Genomic DNA, 15805 nt, shown 5'->3' with positions numbered 1-15805 from the left:
TAAACATAATTATATTATTTCAACAACGCGCAACGCACAGCCTATATCGGCAGGAATTACTAATATGAGTACTCCAAATATTTTATTAACCCGTATTGATAACCGCCTGGTACATGGCCAGGTTGGCGTCACATGGACATCAACCATTGGCGCCAACTTACTGATTGTCGTCGATGATGAAGTCGCAAATGACGATATACAGCAAAAGCTTATGGGCATCACCGCTGATACCTATGGCTTCGGCATTCGCTTTTTCTCTATCGAGAAAACGATCGCGATCATTGCGAAGGCGGCTCCTCATCAGAAGATTTTCCTAATTTGCCGCACTCCGGCCACTGTCAGAAAGCTGATTGAAGGCGGCCTGTCGTTGAAAGACGTCAACGTAGGAAATATGCATTTCTCTGAGGGGAAAAAACAGATCAGCAGCAAGGTATATGTCGATGAGAGCGATTTAGACGATCTGCGATTTATCAAGCGCAGCGGCGTAAATCTATTTATTCAGGACGTTCCTGGTGATGCGAAAGAGGGCATTCCTGATTAATTGCAGTGTCTCGATATTCTAATAGCGAAAGTCACCGTTACGAGGCAACAAAATGCACGAAATTACACTCCTTCAGGGAATATCCCTGGCCGCGTTAGTTTTTGTTCTTGGGATAGATTTTTGGCTGGAAGCGCTATTCCTTTTTCGTCCGATTATCGTCTGTACTCTTACCGGCGCGATTCTTGGCGATATCCATATCGGTTTGATCACCGGCGGTCTCACCGAGCTGGCTTTTGCAGGCCTGACCCCTGCCGGGGGCGTGCAGCCGCCAAACCCTATTATGGCAGGTGTAATGACGACCGTCATCGCCTGGACAACCGGGGTGGACGCGAAAACCGCAATTGGTTTAGGGCTGCCCTTTAGCCTGCTGATGCAGTACGTCATTCTGTTTTTCTACTCGGCATTTTCACTCTTTATGTCAAAGGCCGATAGGTGCGCGAAGGAGGCGAATACGGCGGCGTTTTCCCGTCTTAACTGGACCACAACGCTCATTGTCGCCTGTTCTTATGCTGCCATCGCCTTTCTCTGTACCTATCTTGCGCAGGGCGCGATGCAGGCGCTGGTAAAAGCCATGCCGGCCTGGCTGACGCACGGTTTTGAAGTCGCAGGCGGCATACTGCCCGCGGTAGGTTTCGGCCTGCTGCTGCGCGTCATGTTCAAGGCCCAGTACATCCCTTACCTCATCGCCGGCTTCCTGTTCGTATGCTATATCCAGGTCAGTAACCTGCTGCCGGTTGCGGTGTTAGGCGCCGGGTTTGCGGTCTATGAATTCTTTAACGCCAAAGCCAAAAATGCCGCGCAGGCGCAGGCGACAACCCAGAAAAACGATGCAGAGGATTACAGCAATGGGATCTGAAATCAGTAAAAAAGACATTACTCGCCTGGGGTTCCGCTCCTCTCTGCTTCAGGCCAGCTTTAACTATGAGCGTATGCAGGCCGGCGGGTTTACGTGGGCAATGCTGCCGATCCTGAAGAAGATCTACAAAGGCGACAAAGAAGGCCTCAGCGCCGCGATGAAGGATCATTTGGAATTCATTAACACGCACCCGAACCTGGTCGGCTTCCTGATGGGTCTGCTGATTTCAATGGAAGAGAAAGGTGAAGACCGCAGCACGATAAAAGGGCTGAAAGTCGCGCTTTTCGGACCTATCGCCGGCATCGGCGACGCAATATTCTGGTTCACCTTGCTGCCGATTATGGCCGGGATCTGCTCCTCCTTCGCCAGCCAGGGCAACCTGCTGGGGCCTATTTTGTTCTTCGCGGTCTATCTTGCCATCTTCTTCCTGCGCGTGGGCTGGACGCATGTCGGCTATTCGGTGGGGATAAAAGCGATAGACAAGGTACGGGAAAACTCGCAGATGATCGCCCGTTCGGCGACGATACTTGGGATCACGGTAATTGGCGGCCTGATTGCGTCCTACGTGCACATTAACGTCGTCACCACCTTTGCCATCGACGCCACGCATAACGTTGCGCTGCAGCAGGACTTTTTCGACAAGGTGTTCCCAAACATCTTACCGATGGGCTACACCCTGCTGATGTATTACCTGCTGCGGGTGAAAAAGGCGCACCCTGTATTGCTGATCGCCGTCACCTTCGTGCTGGCGATTCTGGGTTCCGCGCTGGGGATTCTGTAAATGAGCACGATAACGTTTCAGGAACTGAGCGACTACCGCGCGCTGAGCGAGGACGTCAGCGAGCGATTGCTGGCGCTCATTCAGCGTAAGCCCGACGCGGTGATTTGTCTGGCGACGGGCGCTACTCCGCTGCTGGCCTATCAAATGTTTGTTGAAAAGGCGCAGGCACAAAAAACGGATACCAGTCAGGTCATCTTCGTGAAACTCGATGAATGGGTTGGCCTATCAGCCGATAACCCGGCGACCTGCGAAGCGTTTTTGCAGCAGCAGATTATCCTGCCGCTCGCCGTCACGCCCGATCGCTATATTTCGTTTGCTTCCGATAAGGCTGACGAACAGGAATGCCAACGGGTTGTTGAGCAGATTGTGCGCTGTGGCGGTTTAGATCTTTGCCTGTTGGGGATCGGCAAGAACGGTCATTTAGGGCTTAACGAACCGGACGACGCCATGGAACCCGCCTGCCATATTACCTATCTCGATGAGCGCACCCGACTGCACGATATGCTGAAACAGGCATCAGCTCCCGTCGAGCAGGGGATCACCCTCGGTCTTGGGGATATCCTGGCGGCAAAAGAGGTATTGCTGCTGGTTGCCGGTGAAGGAAAACAGCAGGCGTTTGCCGCGTTCAGAGAAGGAAAGGTATCAACCCGCGTTCCGGCATCGTTCCTGTGGCTACACCCGCAGGCAACCTGTTTGTACTGCGCAATGTAAGAGCTGCCGGGCGGCGCTATGCCTGCCCGGCTTATGAATATAGGGTAGCCTACTCGCCCTGCTGCTCCAGCGCGTACTTATACAGCGCGTTTTTCTTCACGCCGTGAATTTCAGCGGCCAGCGCGGCGGCTTTTTTCAGCGGCAGCTCCGCCTGCAGCAGGGCCAGCGTACGCAGCGCATCCGCAGGCAGGGCCTCTTCCTGAGCCTTGAACCCTTCGACAATCAGCACCATTTCGCCTTTACGGCGGTTGTCATCTTCCTTCACCCACGCCAGCAGCTCGCCGATCGGCGCGCCGTGGATCGATTCCCAGGTTTTAGTCAGCTCGCGCGCCAGCACCACGTAGCGGGACTCTCCCAGCACCGTGCAGATATCTTCCAGGCTCTCCAGCAGGCGGTGAGTGGATTCATAGAAAATGATCGTCCGCGGCTCTTCTTCCAGCGCCTGCAGCGTATCGCGACGCCCCTTCGACTTTGCCGGCAGAAAGCCTTCATAGCAGAAGCGGTCCGACGGCAGGCCCGCCGCGCTCAGGGCGGCAATCGCCGCGCACGGCCCCGGCAGCGGCACGACGCGGATATTAGCCTCACGGCAGGTGCGCACCAGATGATAGCCGGGATCGTTGATCAGCGGAGTCCCGGCATCGGAGACCAGCGCGATGTTTTGCCCGTCCTGCAGCTTTGCCAGAAGGGTTTCAGCTTTTTGCTGCTCATTATGGTCGTGCAGGGCAAATAATCGCGCGTTAATGCCAAAATGCTGGAGCAGTAAACCGGTATGGCGGGTATCTTCAGCAGCAATTAAATCAACGGCCTGCAACACCTCCAGCGCGCGATGCGTGATATCAGACAGATTTCCTATCGGCGTGGGCACAATATAGAGCTGCCCCTGAGAATTATCTGCTGATTCGTGTTGTTTCATTGTCTCGTCCGTATTGCCGAATTAATATTGAGCATTGAGCCAAAAAAATATCACTGGATACATATGGTACCGTCAACATTTCTTCGTTCTAAACCCGCGCGTTGTCTGCCCGTACTGCTGGCCGCTCTGATCTTCGCTGGCTGCGGCACCCATACCCCGGATCAAAGCACGGCGTTTTTACAGGGTACGGCACAGGCAAACTCCAGTTACTACCTACAGCAAATGCAGCAAAGCGCGAATGATAGCAAGACCAACTGGCAATTACTCGCCATTCGTGCACTGCTGCAGGAAGGCAAAAAGCAGCAGGCCATCGATCTGTTCAACCAGCTGCCGGCTAACCTCGACAAAACGCAGGCTCGCGAGCAGTCGCTGCTGGCGGTAGAAGTTAAGCTGGCTCAGAACGATTTACCGGGCGCTCAGGCGCTGCTGAGCAAGCTCGATCCGGCAAGTTTCGAGACCAATCAGCAGCCGCGCTACTGGCAGGCGCAAATCGATGCCAGCCAGGGGCGTCCGTCCATTACCCTGCTGCGCGCGCTTATCGCCCAGCAGCCGCTGCTAAGCCAGCCGAAACAGCAGCAGAAGAATATTGACGAAACCTGGAAGGCGCTGACGTCGATGACCCAGGATCAGGCCAACGCGCTAGTTATCAATGCCGACGAGAACGTCCTGCAGGGCTGGCTGGATCTGCAGCGCACGTGGTTTGATAATCGTAACGATCCGACTCTGCTTAAAGCCGGGGTCAAAGACTGGCAGACCCGCTATCCGCAAAACCCGGGCGCGAAGATGCTGCCGACGGCGCTGGTGAATATGCAAAATTATAAGCCGGCATCAACCAATAAAATCGCCCTGCTGCTGCCGTTAAACGGCCAGGCCGCGGTATTTGGCCGCACGATCCAGCAGGGATTTGAGGCGGCGAAAAACGGCGCTCCGGCGGTTGCCGGAAGCGCGGTGCCGGCACAGGTGGCACAGGCGGCAAACGCCGCCGGTGACGAGGTAGTCAGCCCGTCGCAGGCGGAAACCAGCGATCTCACCGCCGCAAACGCCGCCCAGGCACCGGTACAGACGCCGGCAGCGGACCAGGCAATACCGCCGGCGACGGCGCCGACCGCTGCACAAACCGCGGCCCCCACCGCCGCTCCGGCACCCGCACAGGACGCTACGCCGGCTGCTGCCGACGCCGCTCAGCCGCCGGTGACTGCGCCGCAGGCCCAGACGGTTGCCTCAACTCCGGCGAACCCGGCCGCCGAACTGAAAATCTATGACACCACCAGCCAGCCGATGAGCCAGCTGCTGGCCCAGGTGCAGCAGGACGGCGCGACCATCGTCGTCGGGCCGCTGCTCAAAAATAACGTCGAAGAGGTCATTAAAAGCAACACCTCGCTGAACGTCCTCGCGCTGAACCAGCCGGAAAAAGTCGAGAATCGCGCCAATATCTGCTATTTCGCCCTCTCTCCGGAGGATGAAGCGCGCGATGCGGCACGCCATATTCACGATCAGGGCAAACAGACTCCGCTGCTGCTGGTTCCGCGCGGATCGCTGGGCGATCGCGTGGTCAGCGCCTTTGCCAACGAGTGGCTGAAGATCGGCGGCGGTACGGTTTTACAGCAGCGTATTGGCTCAACCTCCGAGCTGAAGTCCAGCGTCAACAGCGGCATCTCGTTGACCGGTAGCCCGGTGTCGACCCTGCCTTCCGCCCAGGATAGCGCGCCGGGCAGCCCGAGCGACGAGCCTGTCAGCAGCGCTGGCGGTGTCGATGCCGCCTGGATCCTCGCGACGCCAGAACAAATTGGCTATATCAAGCCGATGATTGCCCTGCGCAACGGCAGCCAAAGCAGCGTGACGCTGTACGCCAGCTCCCGCAGCGCTCAGGGCACCGCGGGCCCGGATTTCCGTCTGGAGATGGACGGCCTGCAGTACAGCGAGATCCCAATGCTGGCCGGCAGCAACCCGGCGCTGATGCAGCAGGCGCTGTCCGCCGTGCATAACGACTACTCGCTGGCTCGCCTGTATGCGATGGGGGCCGATGCCTGGTCGCTGGCCAACCATTTCACGCAGCTACGTCAGGTTCCAGGCTTTGAGCTGAACGGTAATACCGGCGATCTGACGGCCACGCCGGACTGCGCGATCACCAGGAAACTGTCATGGCTCAAGTACCAGCGCGGACAGATCGTCGCAGCCAACTAACCAAACAAACCGGCGACGCCTGGGAAGCCCGGGCCCGCCGCTGGCTGGAAAGTCAGGGACTGCGCTTTATCGCCGCCAACGTCCGCGAACGGGGCGGCGAGATCGACCTCATTATGCGCGACGGGGCGGTTACCGTATTCGTCGAAGTGCGCTATCGTCGTAGCGCAGGCTACGGCGATGCCGCCTCCAGCGTCACGCTGAAAAAGCAACAACGACTCCTCCACGCCGCGCGTCTGTGGCTCTCCCGACATAATGGGAGCTTTGATACTGTGGATTGCCGTTTCGATGTGGTAGCCTTCACCGGAAACGACATCCAATGGCTGAAAAACGCCTTTGGCGAATAGCGTAAACGAATTTAAGGGATCCCGTGCTCGATAGAATTAAAGCCTGCTTCACTGAAAGCATTCAAACCCAAATTGCAGCAGCGGAAGCACTCCCGGACGCCATCTCCCGCGCGGCGATGACCCTCGTGCAGTCACTCCTCAACGGCAACAAAATCCTCTGTTGTGGCAACGGCACCTCAGCCGCCAACGCACAGCATTTTGCTGCCAGCATGATCAATCGTTTCGAAACGGAGCGCCCTGGTTTACCCGCCATTGCACTAAATACCGATAATGTGGTCTTAACGGCAATAGCTAACGATCGCCTGCATGACGAGGTTTACGCCAAGCAGGTGCGCGCGCTTGGGCACGCCGGCGACGTACTGCTGGCGATCTCCACCCGCGGCAATAGTCGGGATATCGTCAAAGCCGTTGAAGCGGCCGTCACTCGCGATATGACCATCGTTGCGTTAACCGGCTATGACGGCGGTGAGCTGGCTGGCCTGCTGGGTCAGCAGGACGTCGAGATTCGCATTCCTTCACATCGCAGCGCGCGTATTCAGGAAATGCATATGCTTACCGTCAACTGTCTGTGTGATTTGATTGATAACACGCTTTTTCCACACCAGGACGAATAAGGAGAACACATGAAGGCTCTCTCGCCCCTCGCCATCCTTCTTTCTGCGCTGCTGCTTCAGGGATGCGTTGCCGCAGCAGTCGTCGGTACGGCGGCAGTCGGCACCAAAGCCGCAACGGACCCGCGGACGGTTGGCACACAGGTCGATGACAGTACGCTTGAGCTACGCGTCAACAGCGCGTTGTCGAAAGATGAACAAATTAAGAAGCAGGCCCGCATTAACGTCACCGCCTACCAGGGCAAAGTGCTGCTGACCGGCCAGTCTCCGGTGGCCGATCTCTCCGCGCGCGCCAAGCAAATTGCGATGGGCGTCGAAGGAACCACGGAAGTCTTTAATGAAGTGCGTCAGGGTCAGCCGATAGGCTTAGGGACCGCCTCTTCGGATACCTGGATTACCACCAAGGTGCGCTCCCAGCTGCTGGGCACGGACCAGGTTAAATCATCGAACGTGAAGGTAACGACCGAGAATGGCGAAGTGTTCCTGATGGGGCTGGTGACCGACCGCGAAGGTCGCGCGGCGGCGGATATCGCCAGCCGGGTCAGCGGCGTTTCTCGCGTCACCACCGCGTTTACCTATATCCAGTAAGCTCCGCATCCCGGGCGACAAACTCTCAGCGTTGTCGCCCGGAAAAACCATCAAAGTAACGCCAGCCCGCCAACAACCGTACTGCACAGCGCTACCAGCCCGCCGGTAAGCCAAAGGGCCTTCGCCGGAAACGCCTTATGCAGCATGATCAGCGAAGGTACGCTGACCGCAGGCAGGGCGATCAGCAGAGCCAGCGCCGGCGCAACGCCCATTCCCGCCAGCATCATGGTTTGAACGATAGGGATCTCCGCCGCCGTCGGGATAACGAACAGGCAGCCGGCAAGCGCCATCGCAATGACCCAGAACAGGGTGTTGCCGACCACGCCGTCGGCGTGCGGGAACAGCCAGACGCGCGCGGCGCCCAGCGCCAGCACCGCCAGAATATAGACCGGGATCGTGTTCCAGAACAGCGTCCACAGCGCCCGCAGCCAGCGGCTGAAGAAACCGCTCTCGGCAGTTTGCGGGGCAAATTCGGGCACGGGCGCCGGCTGAGTCGCGGCCTCTTTAACCCATTTTTGTACCAGCGTCGCCACCACCAGCACGGTCGCGAGGCCGGCCACCAGACGAATCAAGGCAAACTGCCAGCCGAGCACAAATCCCATAAACACCAGCGTCGCCGGATTCAGCAACGGATTACCCATCCAGAACGCCAGCGCGCCGCCCATCGACACCTGCTGTTTACGCATACCCGCCGCCACCGGCGCGGCGCAGCAGGTGCACATCATACCGGGCAGAGAGAAAATCGCCCCCAGCAGCGTGCCGCGAAAACGCGATTGCCCGAGGGTGCGCAGCAGCCAGTTACGCGGGATCAGCACCTGAATCAGCGACCCCAGCAGCACGCCCAGCACCGCCGCTTTCCAGACCGCCAGGAAGTAGACCAGCGCGTAGTCCCACGCGGCTTTTAGCGGATTGCTATCGGCCTGGGCCAGAATAGATTTACCAATGCTGTGCGTTTCTGCAGCGGTGAAGGCCTTACCGTAATAGGGCTGCCATTTGACAAACCACAGACCAACGATGACGACGAGAAAAAAGAGCGCGGGCTTCCACCATTGAAAAGATGGCGCCGCCTGAGATGAAGACTGACCAGTCATAGCATTCCCCAGCAAGAAATGTGGTTAAAAGCGAAGCGCTGAATACTACGCCTCGCTGGCGGCAATTTCACGCAGTTTTGCCGATGGCAGCACGGTGACGCCTTCCTGAGAGGGCGCGAGCGCTTCGCTGAGCATCGCCCGCGCGACGTCGCCGGCGTCGATAGACTTCCAGTTCCCCGGCAGCAGGCGGAACAGCGGCGCCATCAGCGCTTCATTCACGCGCTTTTTATCCCGCTCCCCCAGCAGCATCGAGGGGCGAAGGATGGTCAGATTCCGCCACGCCTGGGCGCGCAGCGCCTGCTCCATTTCCCCTTTGACGCGGTTGTAGAAAAACAGCGAATGCGGGTCGGCGCCCATGGCGCTAATGACCAGCATATGTTTTGCCCCCAGCCGTAGTCCGGTCAGCGCCGTATCCACCACCAGCGTATAGTCAGCATGAATAAAGGCCTCTTTGCTCCCCGCTTCGCGTAGCGTGGTGCCCAGACAGCAAAAAACGGTGTCGATCGGATCGACGACCTGGGCCAGCGCGTCGCTCAGCTGAGGGTCATGAGGATTAAATACGCCCTGTGTCTCCGCCAGCGGGCGGCGAGTGGGCGCGGCTATCGCCGAAATGGTTGGCTCGCGCACCAGCATTCGAAGTAAGTGCCCACCAACCAAACCGGTCGCGCCTGTTATCAGCACCTGGCTCATGATCTCTCCTGAAGTTCCGCCGCGACGGGCGGCGGATAGCTTGAGAAAAAGTATGCAAGAAAAGGGAGGATTTGCACGCTTGCAGGGGGAATTACTCGCTCGCGGCGTCTCGCAGCCAGTGCAGCTTCTTGCCGAAGCCGAGAGTATTGTCGGTAAACTTAATCTCGTCGGGGCGGATCTCCCAGACCGCCGCCGGCAGCGCGCGGGCAACCGGGAAGCGCCTCACGTAGCGCTGGCGCATCATCGCCTCCTCTTCTCCATGGAGTCGGCGAATATCGCCTTTAAACTGCACCCCGCGAATCAGCGCTACGGTTTTCGGCTGGCCGTTTACCGTGCCGGCAGTCTTCGCGCGCTCGCCGGTCATTTTCCCGTGGCGGGTCTTTTCATCGCTAAGGAGGTAAAACGCTACTTTTTCAGCATCATAAATGTAGAAAGCGTTGGCACACCAGAGCTCGTCCTCGCTGGCGACGCACCAGGTGACGACGTGCTGTTTGCCCAGCCAGCGGCCGATCGCGGCAAGCGTATCCATCTTTTTTCTCCAGTATGCTATGGTGCACACACCTTAACATACCGACCTTTGGACCGTGCGCTGGTTTCTCTATCTGATTCGTACCGCCGATAATCGCCTCTATACCGGGATTACCACCGACGTCTCTCGCCGCTTTTGTCAGCATCAGGAAGGCAAAGGAGCGAAAGCTCTACGTGGGAAAGGCGCGCTGCAGCTGGCCTTTAGTCAGGAAGTTGGTGAACACTCACTAGCGCTAAGGGTGGAGTATCGTATCAAGCAGCTAACGAAGCGCCAGAAGGAGCGCCTCGTTGCCGGAGATGGTTCGTTTGAAGCCCTGCTGGCGAGCCTTAGAAGCGATTGAAGTGGTCGCTGTACTCAACCAGCCCGTGTACCCCTTCCAGCGCGTCATCGGCCAGAGCACGTACCTGAAACGCCTCAGAGGTCTCCGGCCAGCGGCAGCGCAGATCGAAGCGCGCGGCTGGTTCAAAGCCCAGGCGGCCGTACAGCGCCGGATCGCCGAGGGTCACGACCGCGGCATAGCTAAATTCATTCAGCGAATCCAGCCCTTCGTAGACCAGCTGACGACCAATCCCCTGGCCGCGGTAGCTTTCGTCTACCGCCAGCGGCGCCATGCCAACCCACAGCAGCTCTTCGCCTTCAACGGAGACCGGGCTAAAAGCCACGTAGCCAATAACCTGACCTTCATCGTCCGTCGCCACCACGCCGAGCGTGATCAGGCCATCTTCCCGTAAATCATGCACCAGTTGCGCCTCGGCATCGCCGTCGAAGGTTCGGCGCAGCAAAGCGTCGATTCCCGGTGCATCAATTCCAATTTCAACTCGAATCAGCATGCCTCACCTACCGATGTCTGTTCAGGTTTCCGCGGGCGGCTTAAGCCAGCTTCAACAAAATCCGCCAGTTGCAGCAGCATTATGCGCAGCGCTTTCGGCATCTGCTCCAGCTCAATGGCATCCATCAGGTTTTTTACGTATAGCCCCAGCTCGGTATCGCCTTCGATAACCAGCCGACGCTGGAAGAATAGCGTATCCGGGTCCTGCTTACGCGCCGCAATCATCAGCAGATCGCTGGCATCGGCGCTAAAGCTGACGTCCGCCTCTGCCGCCGGGCGAACCACCAGCCGACCCTCGTTTACTGAGGTATACCACAGCAGGCCAATATCGCGCACATTAATACTTAACCAGCGGCCTTCGAGAAAATCCAGTTCTCCATCCGCCAGCGCCTGACGAAACTGCCAGCTGAGCACCTGCTCCAGCACCTGGCGCTTGAGGGCAAAAGGCGCCAGCTTAACCGGCACGCTCATCAAAGACGGACCAAAGTGGACCAGCCGGGAACGCAATTTATCCAACACAAGCTTTACTCCATGAAAGCAACAGTTCCGCTATTGTGCCATATCAAATAAACAACATAGCGGCGTAAATCAACAAAATCACCATGACGGGTACCTATTATTGGCGCCGCCAATACGCTTTTAACTGCCTCAAATCAAAAATTGTCACCAGAAGGTTAACTAAAATTCCTGCTCGTTAACCATTCAGCGTCGCCGACAGGCCGCGTTTTGCAGGAAAAATTATGGAGCTGCTCTGCCCAGCCGGTAACCTCCCGGCGCTTAAGGCGGCCATCGAAAACGGTGCCGATGCCGTGTATATCGGGCTGAAAGATGATACCAACGCCCGCCACTTTGCCGGTCTTAATTTCACCGAAAAGAAGCTGCAGGAAGCCGTCAGCTTCGTCCATCAGCATCGCCGCAAGCTGCATATTGCGATCAACACCTTCGCCCACCCGGACGGCTACGCCCGCTGGCAGCGCGCGGTGGATATGGCCGCCCAGCTGGGGGCCGACGCCCTGATCCTCGCCGATATCGCCATGCTGGAATATGCCGCCGAGCGCTATCCGCATATTGAGCGTCACGTTTCGGTTCAGGCGTCGGCGACCAACGAGGAGGCGGTGCGCTTCTACCACCGCAATTTCGACGTCGCCCGCGTGGTGCTGCCGCGCGTGCTCTCCATCCACCAGGTCAAGCAGCTGGCGCGCGTTACCCCGGTCCCGCTGGAGGTCTTCGCCTTCGGCAGCCTCTGCATCATGGCGGAAGGCCGCTGCTATCTCTCCTCGTACCTGACCGGCGAGTCGCCGAATACCGTCGGCGCCTGTTCGCCCGCGCGCTTCGTTCGCTGGCAGCAAACGCCGCAGGGCCTGGAGTCGCGCCTTAACGAAGTCCTGATTGACCGCTATCAGGACGGTGAGAACGCCGGCTACCCCACCCTGTGCAAAGGCCGCTATTTGGTGGACGGCGAACGCTACCATGCGCTGGAAGAGCCCACCAGCCTGAATACCCTTGAGCTGCTGCCGGAGCTGATGGCGGCGAATATCGCCTCGGTGAAAATTGAGGGCCGCCAGCGCAGCCCGGCCTACGTCACCCAGGTAGCGAAGGTCTGGCGTCAGGCCATCGATCGCTGCAAGGCCTCTCCGCAGGATTTTGTCCCACAATCCGCATGGATGGAGACTCTCGGCGCAATGTCCGAGGGGACGCAAACCACCCTTGGCGCATATCACCGTAAATGGCAGTGAGAAACGTGATGAAATATTCATTAGGGCCGGTGCTGTACTACTGGCCAAAAGAGACGCTGGAAGACTTTTACCAGCAGGCGGCAAGCTGTAGCGCCGACACGATTTATCTCGGCGAAGCGGTGTGCAGCAAGCGCCGCGCGACCAAAGTCGGCGACTGGATCGATATGGCGAAAATGCTGGCCGCCGGCGGTAAGCAGGTGGTCCTCTCGACCCTCGCCCTGGTTCAGGCCTCCTCTGAGCTGGGAGAGCTAAAACGCTACGTCGAGAACGGCGAGTTTTTGATTGAGGCCAGCGATCTGGGCGTCGTCAATATGTGCGCTGAGCGTAAGCTGCCGTTTGTCGCCGGCCACGCGCTCAACTGCTATAACGCCGTAACCCTGCGTCTGCTGCTCAGGCAGGGAATGGTGCGCTGGTGCATGCCGGTCGAGCTTTCCCGCGACTGGCTGATGAACCTGTTGACGCAGTGTGAGGAGCTGGGGATCCGCGAGCGGTTCGAGGTTGAGGTGCTGAGCTACGGCCATCTGCCGCTGGCCTACTCCGCGCGCTGCTTTACCGCCCGCTCGGAAGACAGGCCGAAGGATGAGTGTGAAACCTGCTGCATCAAGTACCCCAACGGCCGCAACGTGCTGTCGCAGGAAAACCAGCAGGTGTTCGTGCTCAACGGTATTCAGACCATGAGCGGATACGTCTATAACCTCGGTAACGAACTGGCGTCGATGCGCGGCCTGGTCGATATGGTTCGCCTGTCGCCGCTGGATAACGGCGTCTTTGCCATGCTCGACGCCTTCCGGGCCAACGAAAACGGCGCCTCGCCGCTGCCGCTCACCGCCAACAGCGAGTGCAATGGTTACTGGAAGCGGCTGGCCGGGCTGGAATTACAGAACTGATAAACCGCTCGCTTTGTTAATCGCTATCGCCGCTTTTTAATGCACTATTGAAGCCGCAGCTTTTCTGGCCGGCGCGTCCCAAATGCGCCAGGCTGGAAGAAGACCTTCAATCTGATGACGATGCTGTAGCAAAGTGAGCCTTTATGACTGACAAATCCGTTCAATTCTCGGTGCTCGATCTGGCGCCGATCCCGCAGGGTTCTTCGGCGAAAGAAGCCTTCTCCCACTCGTTAGACCTGGCGCTGCTGGCTGAAAAACGCGGCTATCACCGCTACTGGCTGGCGGAGCACCATAATATGGTCGGTATCGCCAGCGCCGCGACGTCGGTGCTGATCGGCTATCTGGCGGCTAACACCCGCACCCTGCGCCTCGGTTCCGGCGGCGTGATGCTGCCCAACCACTCGCCGCTGGTGATTGCCGAACAGTTTGGCACCCTGAATACCCTCTATCCCGGGCGTATCGACCTCGGTCTTGGCCGCGCCCCGGGCAGCGATCAGCCCACCATGCGCGCACTGCGCCGTCATATGAGCGGCGACGTCGATAACTTCCCGCGCGATGTCGCAGAGCTGGTTGACTGGTTCGACGCCCGCGATCCGAACCCGCACGTGCGCCCGGTGCCCGGCTACGGGGAGCAGATCCCGGTATGGCTGCTGGGCTCCAGCCTCTACGGCGCCCAGCTGGCCGCGCAGCTCGGCCTGCCGTTCGCCTTCGCGTCGCACTTTGCGCCGGATATGCTGTTCCAGGCCCTGCACCTCTACCGCACCCATTTCAAGCCCTCCGCGCGGCTGGAGAAGCCGTACGCGATGGTCTGCATCAATATTGTTGCCGCCGACAGCAATCGCGATGCGGAGTTCCTGTTCACCTCAATGCAGCAGGCTTTCGCTAAGCTACGCCGCGGCGAAACCGGCCAGCTGCCGCCGCCAGTGGAGAATATGCACCAGCTGTGGTCCGCCTCCGAGCAATACGGCGTCCAGCAGGCGCTGAGCATGTCTCTGGTGGGGGATAAAGCGAAGGTACGTCACGGTCTGGAGTCGATATTGCGCGAAACCCAGGCCGACGAGCTGATGGTGAACGGCCAGATTTTCGATCATCAGGCGCGCCTGCACTCGTTTGAGCTGGCGATGCAGGTGAAAGAGGAATTATTGGGTTAACATCTGCCACAGCTTCCCGGATGAGCGTAGCCCCAGCCGGGAAGCTGACGAATTTATTGATAAACCGGCAGTAGGTTAAAACTCGATAAGAAGTGCACAACCACGTTGCCGACACCGAACAGCAGGATCAGCGCAATCATCGGCTTTCCGCCCCAAACGCGGAATTGTGGGCTACCGAAGCGTTTACGCGATGCGCGGGCCAGCAGAGCCGGAACGATTGCCGCCCAGACTGTTGCCGCCAGCCCGGCATAGCCGATGGCGTACAGGAAGCCGTTCGGCCACAGCAGGCCGCCGATAACCGGCGGGACGAAGGTCAGGATCGCGGTCTTAAAGCGCCCCAGCGCAGAATCATCAAAACCGAACAGATCCGCCAGATAGTCAAACAGCCCCAGCGTCACGCCAAGGAACGAGCTGGCGACCGCAAAGTTTGAGAACACCACCAGCAGCAGATCCAGACTGCGGCTGTTCAGCACGCCGCTCAGCGCCTGCACCAGCACATCAATGTTGCCGCCCTTCTGCGCGATGCCGATAAACTCCGCGCGCGGGATATTGCCCATCGTCACCAGCAGCCAGACAACGTACAGCCCCAGCGCCAGCAGCGTGCCGTAAACCAGGCAGCGCGTAATGGTGCGGGGATCTTTGCCGTAGTACTTCATCAGGCTCGGGACGTTGCCGTGATAGCCGAAGGATGCCAGGCAGAACGGCAGGGTCATCAGCAGGTACGGCATATAGGATGCGTTTTGTTCGGCAACGTTAAACAACGTCATCGGCTGTACGTGCCCCAGCAGGCTCCCGAAGGTCAGGAAGAACGTAATGACCTTCGCCCCCAGGACAATCGCCGTCATTCGGCTTACCGCTTTGGTGCTCAGCCAGACGACAAACGCCACCAGCAGGGCAAAGCCAAATCCTGCCGCCCGCGCCGGAACGTTAAGCGACATTTCAGCAAAGGTATGGTGCAGTATGGAGCCGCTGGCCGAGATGTAGGCGTAGGTAAGGATATAGAGCACGAAGGCAATCGACACGCCGTTAATCAGGTTCCAGCCCCTGCCGAGCAGATCTTTGGTGATGGTATCGAAGCTGGAACCAATGCGGTAATTCAGGTTGGCTTCCAGAATCATCAGCCCGGAATGCAGCATGCAGAACCAGGTGAAAACCAGCGCCGCCAGCGACCAGAAGAACCACGCGCCGGACATGACCACCGGCAGCGAGAACATGCCCGCGCCAATAATAGTTCCGCCGATAATCACCACGCCGCCAAATAAGGCCGGGCGCGATGCCGTAGTGGTTAGTGTCGCCATTTAGCGTAATCTCCAGTCAATAATACTTTGCTCATCGTTAGCGTGCAGCACTGTACCAGTACACG

19 protein-coding genes are annotated in these 15805 nt (G+C 58.5%); 12 read left to right on the top strand and 7 right to left on the bottom strand.

All coding sequences use genetic code 11. From position 1 onward, the window contains the following. The first annotated feature begins 64 nt into the window (after positions 1 to 64). Genes agaB through AC1M2H_RS02975 form a run of 4 tightly spaced genes read left to right on the top strand, consistent with a single transcriptional unit; the run spans position 65 to position 2889 of the window. Positions 65 to 541 carry a PTS galactosamine transporter subunit IIB gene (gene agaB, locus AC1M2H_RS02990; RefSeq protein WP_480150218.1) on the top strand — a complete coding sequence of 159 codons (477 nt, stop codon included), beginning with the start codon at positions 65 to 67 and terminating at the stop codon, positions 539 to 541. A gap of 52 nt (positions 542 to 593) precedes the next feature. Then, complete coding sequence (gene agaC / locus AC1M2H_RS02985; RefSeq protein WP_480150217.1) at positions 594 to 1397, top strand: PTS galactosamine transporter subunit IIC; 804 nt, start codon at positions 594 to 596, stop codon at positions 1395 to 1397. Then, positions 1387 to 2178 carry a PTS galactosamine transporter subunit IID gene (gene agaD / locus AC1M2H_RS02980; RefSeq protein ID WP_095099821.1) on the top strand — a complete coding sequence of 264 codons (792 nt, stop codon included), beginning with the start codon at positions 1387 to 1389 and terminating at the stop codon, positions 2176 to 2178. The genes agaC and agaD overlap by 11 nt, the downstream gene beginning before the upstream one ends. Beyond that, the gene (locus AC1M2H_RS02975; protein ID WP_480150216.1) at positions 2179 to 2889 is read left to right on the top strand and encodes a galactosamine-6-phosphate isomerase; all 711 of its coding nucleotides are present in this window, start codon (positions 2179 to 2181) and stop codon (positions 2887 to 2889) included. It begins immediately after the preceding gene. 49 nt (positions 2890 to 2938) lie between these two features. Here the strand turns inward: AC1M2H_RS02975 and rsmI are convergent, their stop codons facing one another. Next, complete coding sequence (rsmI, locus tag AC1M2H_RS02970) at positions 2939 to 3802, bottom strand: 16S rRNA (cytidine(1402)-2'-O)-methyltransferase (RefSeq protein ID WP_480150215.1); 864 nt, start codon at positions 3800 to 3802, stop codon at positions 2939 to 2941. A gap of 63 nt (positions 3803 to 3865) precedes the next feature. On the opposite strand from rsmI, the gene AC1M2H_RS02965 reads away from it, so the two are divergent. From AC1M2H_RS02965 to dolP, 4 genes are read left to right on the top strand one after another with little or no spacing between them, the layout of a single operon-like run. After that, positions 3866 to 5986, top strand: coding sequence for a penicillin-binding protein activator (locus AC1M2H_RS02965; protein WP_480150214.1), 2121 nt, complete (start codon positions 3866 to 3868; stop codon positions 5984 to 5986). Then, positions 5944 to 6330 (top strand): YraN family protein, encoded by a 387-nt coding sequence (locus tag AC1M2H_RS02960; RefSeq protein ID WP_480150213.1) that lies wholly within the window; start codon positions 5944 to 5946, stop codon positions 6328 to 6330. The genes AC1M2H_RS02965 and AC1M2H_RS02960 overlap by 43 nt, the downstream gene beginning before the upstream one ends. 23 nt (positions 6331 to 6353) lie before the next feature. Next, entirely contained in the window at positions 6354 to 6944 is a 591-nt protein-coding gene (gene diaA, locus AC1M2H_RS02955; protein ID WP_041147373.1) for a DnaA initiator-associating protein DiaA, read from the top strand. Between the two features lie 9 nt (positions 6945 to 6953). After that, entirely contained in the window at positions 6954 to 7529 is a 576-nt protein-coding gene (gene dolP / locus AC1M2H_RS02950; protein WP_480150212.1) for a division/outer membrane stress-associated lipid-binding lipoprotein, read from the top strand. Between the two features lie 50 nt (positions 7530 to 7579). On the opposite strand, the gene AC1M2H_RS02945 is transcribed toward dolP, so the two are convergent. The 3 genes from AC1M2H_RS02945 to AC1M2H_RS02935 all read right to left on the bottom strand — a co-directional run bounded on the left by AC1M2H_RS02945 (position 7580) and on the right by AC1M2H_RS02935 (position 9839). Then, entirely contained in the window at positions 7580 to 8620 is a 1041-nt protein-coding gene (locus AC1M2H_RS02945) for a permease (RefSeq protein WP_480150211.1), read from the bottom strand. Positions 8621 to 8665: 45 nt separating this feature from the next. After that, positions 8666 to 9310, bottom strand: coding sequence for an NAD(P)H-binding protein (locus AC1M2H_RS02940; RefSeq protein ID WP_480150210.1), 645 nt, complete (start codon positions 9308 to 9310; stop codon positions 8666 to 8668). A 91-nt stretch (positions 9311 to 9401) separates the two neighbouring features. Then, positions 9402 to 9839, bottom strand: a complete 438-nt coding sequence (locus tag AC1M2H_RS02935; RefSeq protein ID WP_480150209.1) for a YhbP family protein — start codon at positions 9837 to 9839, stop codon at positions 9402 to 9404. Positions 9840 to 9894: 55 nt separating this feature from the next. Between AC1M2H_RS02935 and AC1M2H_RS02930 the strand changes: the two genes are divergently transcribed. Then, positions 9895 to 10179 carry a GIY-YIG nuclease family protein gene (locus AC1M2H_RS02930; protein ID WP_480150208.1) on the top strand — a complete coding sequence of 95 codons (285 nt, stop codon included), beginning with the start codon at positions 9895 to 9897 and terminating at the stop codon, positions 10177 to 10179. Here the strand turns inward: AC1M2H_RS02930 and AC1M2H_RS02925 are convergent. Both AC1M2H_RS02925 and ubiT read right to left on the bottom strand, forming a co-directional pair. Beyond that, the gene (locus AC1M2H_RS02925; protein ID WP_480150207.1) at positions 10166 to 10669 is read right to left on the bottom strand and encodes a GNAT family N-acetyltransferase; all 504 of its coding nucleotides are present in this window, start codon (positions 10667 to 10669) and stop codon (positions 10166 to 10168) included. The genes AC1M2H_RS02930 and AC1M2H_RS02925 overlap by 14 nt on opposite strands. Continuing rightward, entirely contained in the window at positions 10663 to 11187 is a 525-nt protein-coding gene (gene ubiT / locus AC1M2H_RS02920) for a ubiquinone anaerobic biosynthesis accessory factor UbiT (protein ID WP_480150206.1), read from the bottom strand. The genes AC1M2H_RS02925 and ubiT overlap by 7 nt, the downstream gene beginning before the upstream one ends. Positions 11188 to 11408: 221 nt before the next feature. On the opposite strand from ubiT, the gene ubiU reads away from it, so the two are divergent. The 3 genes from ubiU to AC1M2H_RS02905 all read left to right on the top strand — a co-directional run bounded on the left by ubiU (position 11409) and on the right by AC1M2H_RS02905 (position 14442). Further along, positions 11409 to 12404, top strand: a complete 996-nt coding sequence (gene ubiU / locus AC1M2H_RS02915) for a ubiquinone anaerobic biosynthesis protein UbiU (protein WP_045856633.1) — start codon at positions 11409 to 11411, stop codon at positions 12402 to 12404. Positions 12405 to 12412: 8 nt separating this feature from the next. Further along, complete coding sequence (locus tag AC1M2H_RS02910; RefSeq protein WP_480150205.1) at positions 12413 to 13291, top strand: U32 family peptidase; 879 nt, start codon at positions 12413 to 12415, stop codon at positions 13289 to 13291. Positions 13292 to 13434: 143 nt separating this feature from the next. Then, a complete protein-coding gene (locus tag AC1M2H_RS02905) occupies positions 13435 to 14442 on the top strand; it encodes a luciferase-like monooxygenase (protein WP_480150204.1) in 1008 nt (335 codons plus the stop codon). Between the two features lie 53 nt (positions 14443 to 14495). Here the strand turns inward: AC1M2H_RS02905 and mtr are convergent, their stop codons facing one another. Then, positions 14496 to 15740, bottom strand: a complete 1245-nt coding sequence (gene mtr, locus AC1M2H_RS02900; protein WP_480150203.1) for a tryptophan permease — start codon at positions 15738 to 15740, stop codon at positions 14496 to 14498. Positions 15741 to 15805: the final 65 nt, after the last annotated feature.

Source organism: Klebsiella sp. F11 (assembly GCF_056712265.1).
Note: the sequence above shows the minus strand (reverse complement) of the source record. Positions and strands in the feature narration are given on the sequence as shown.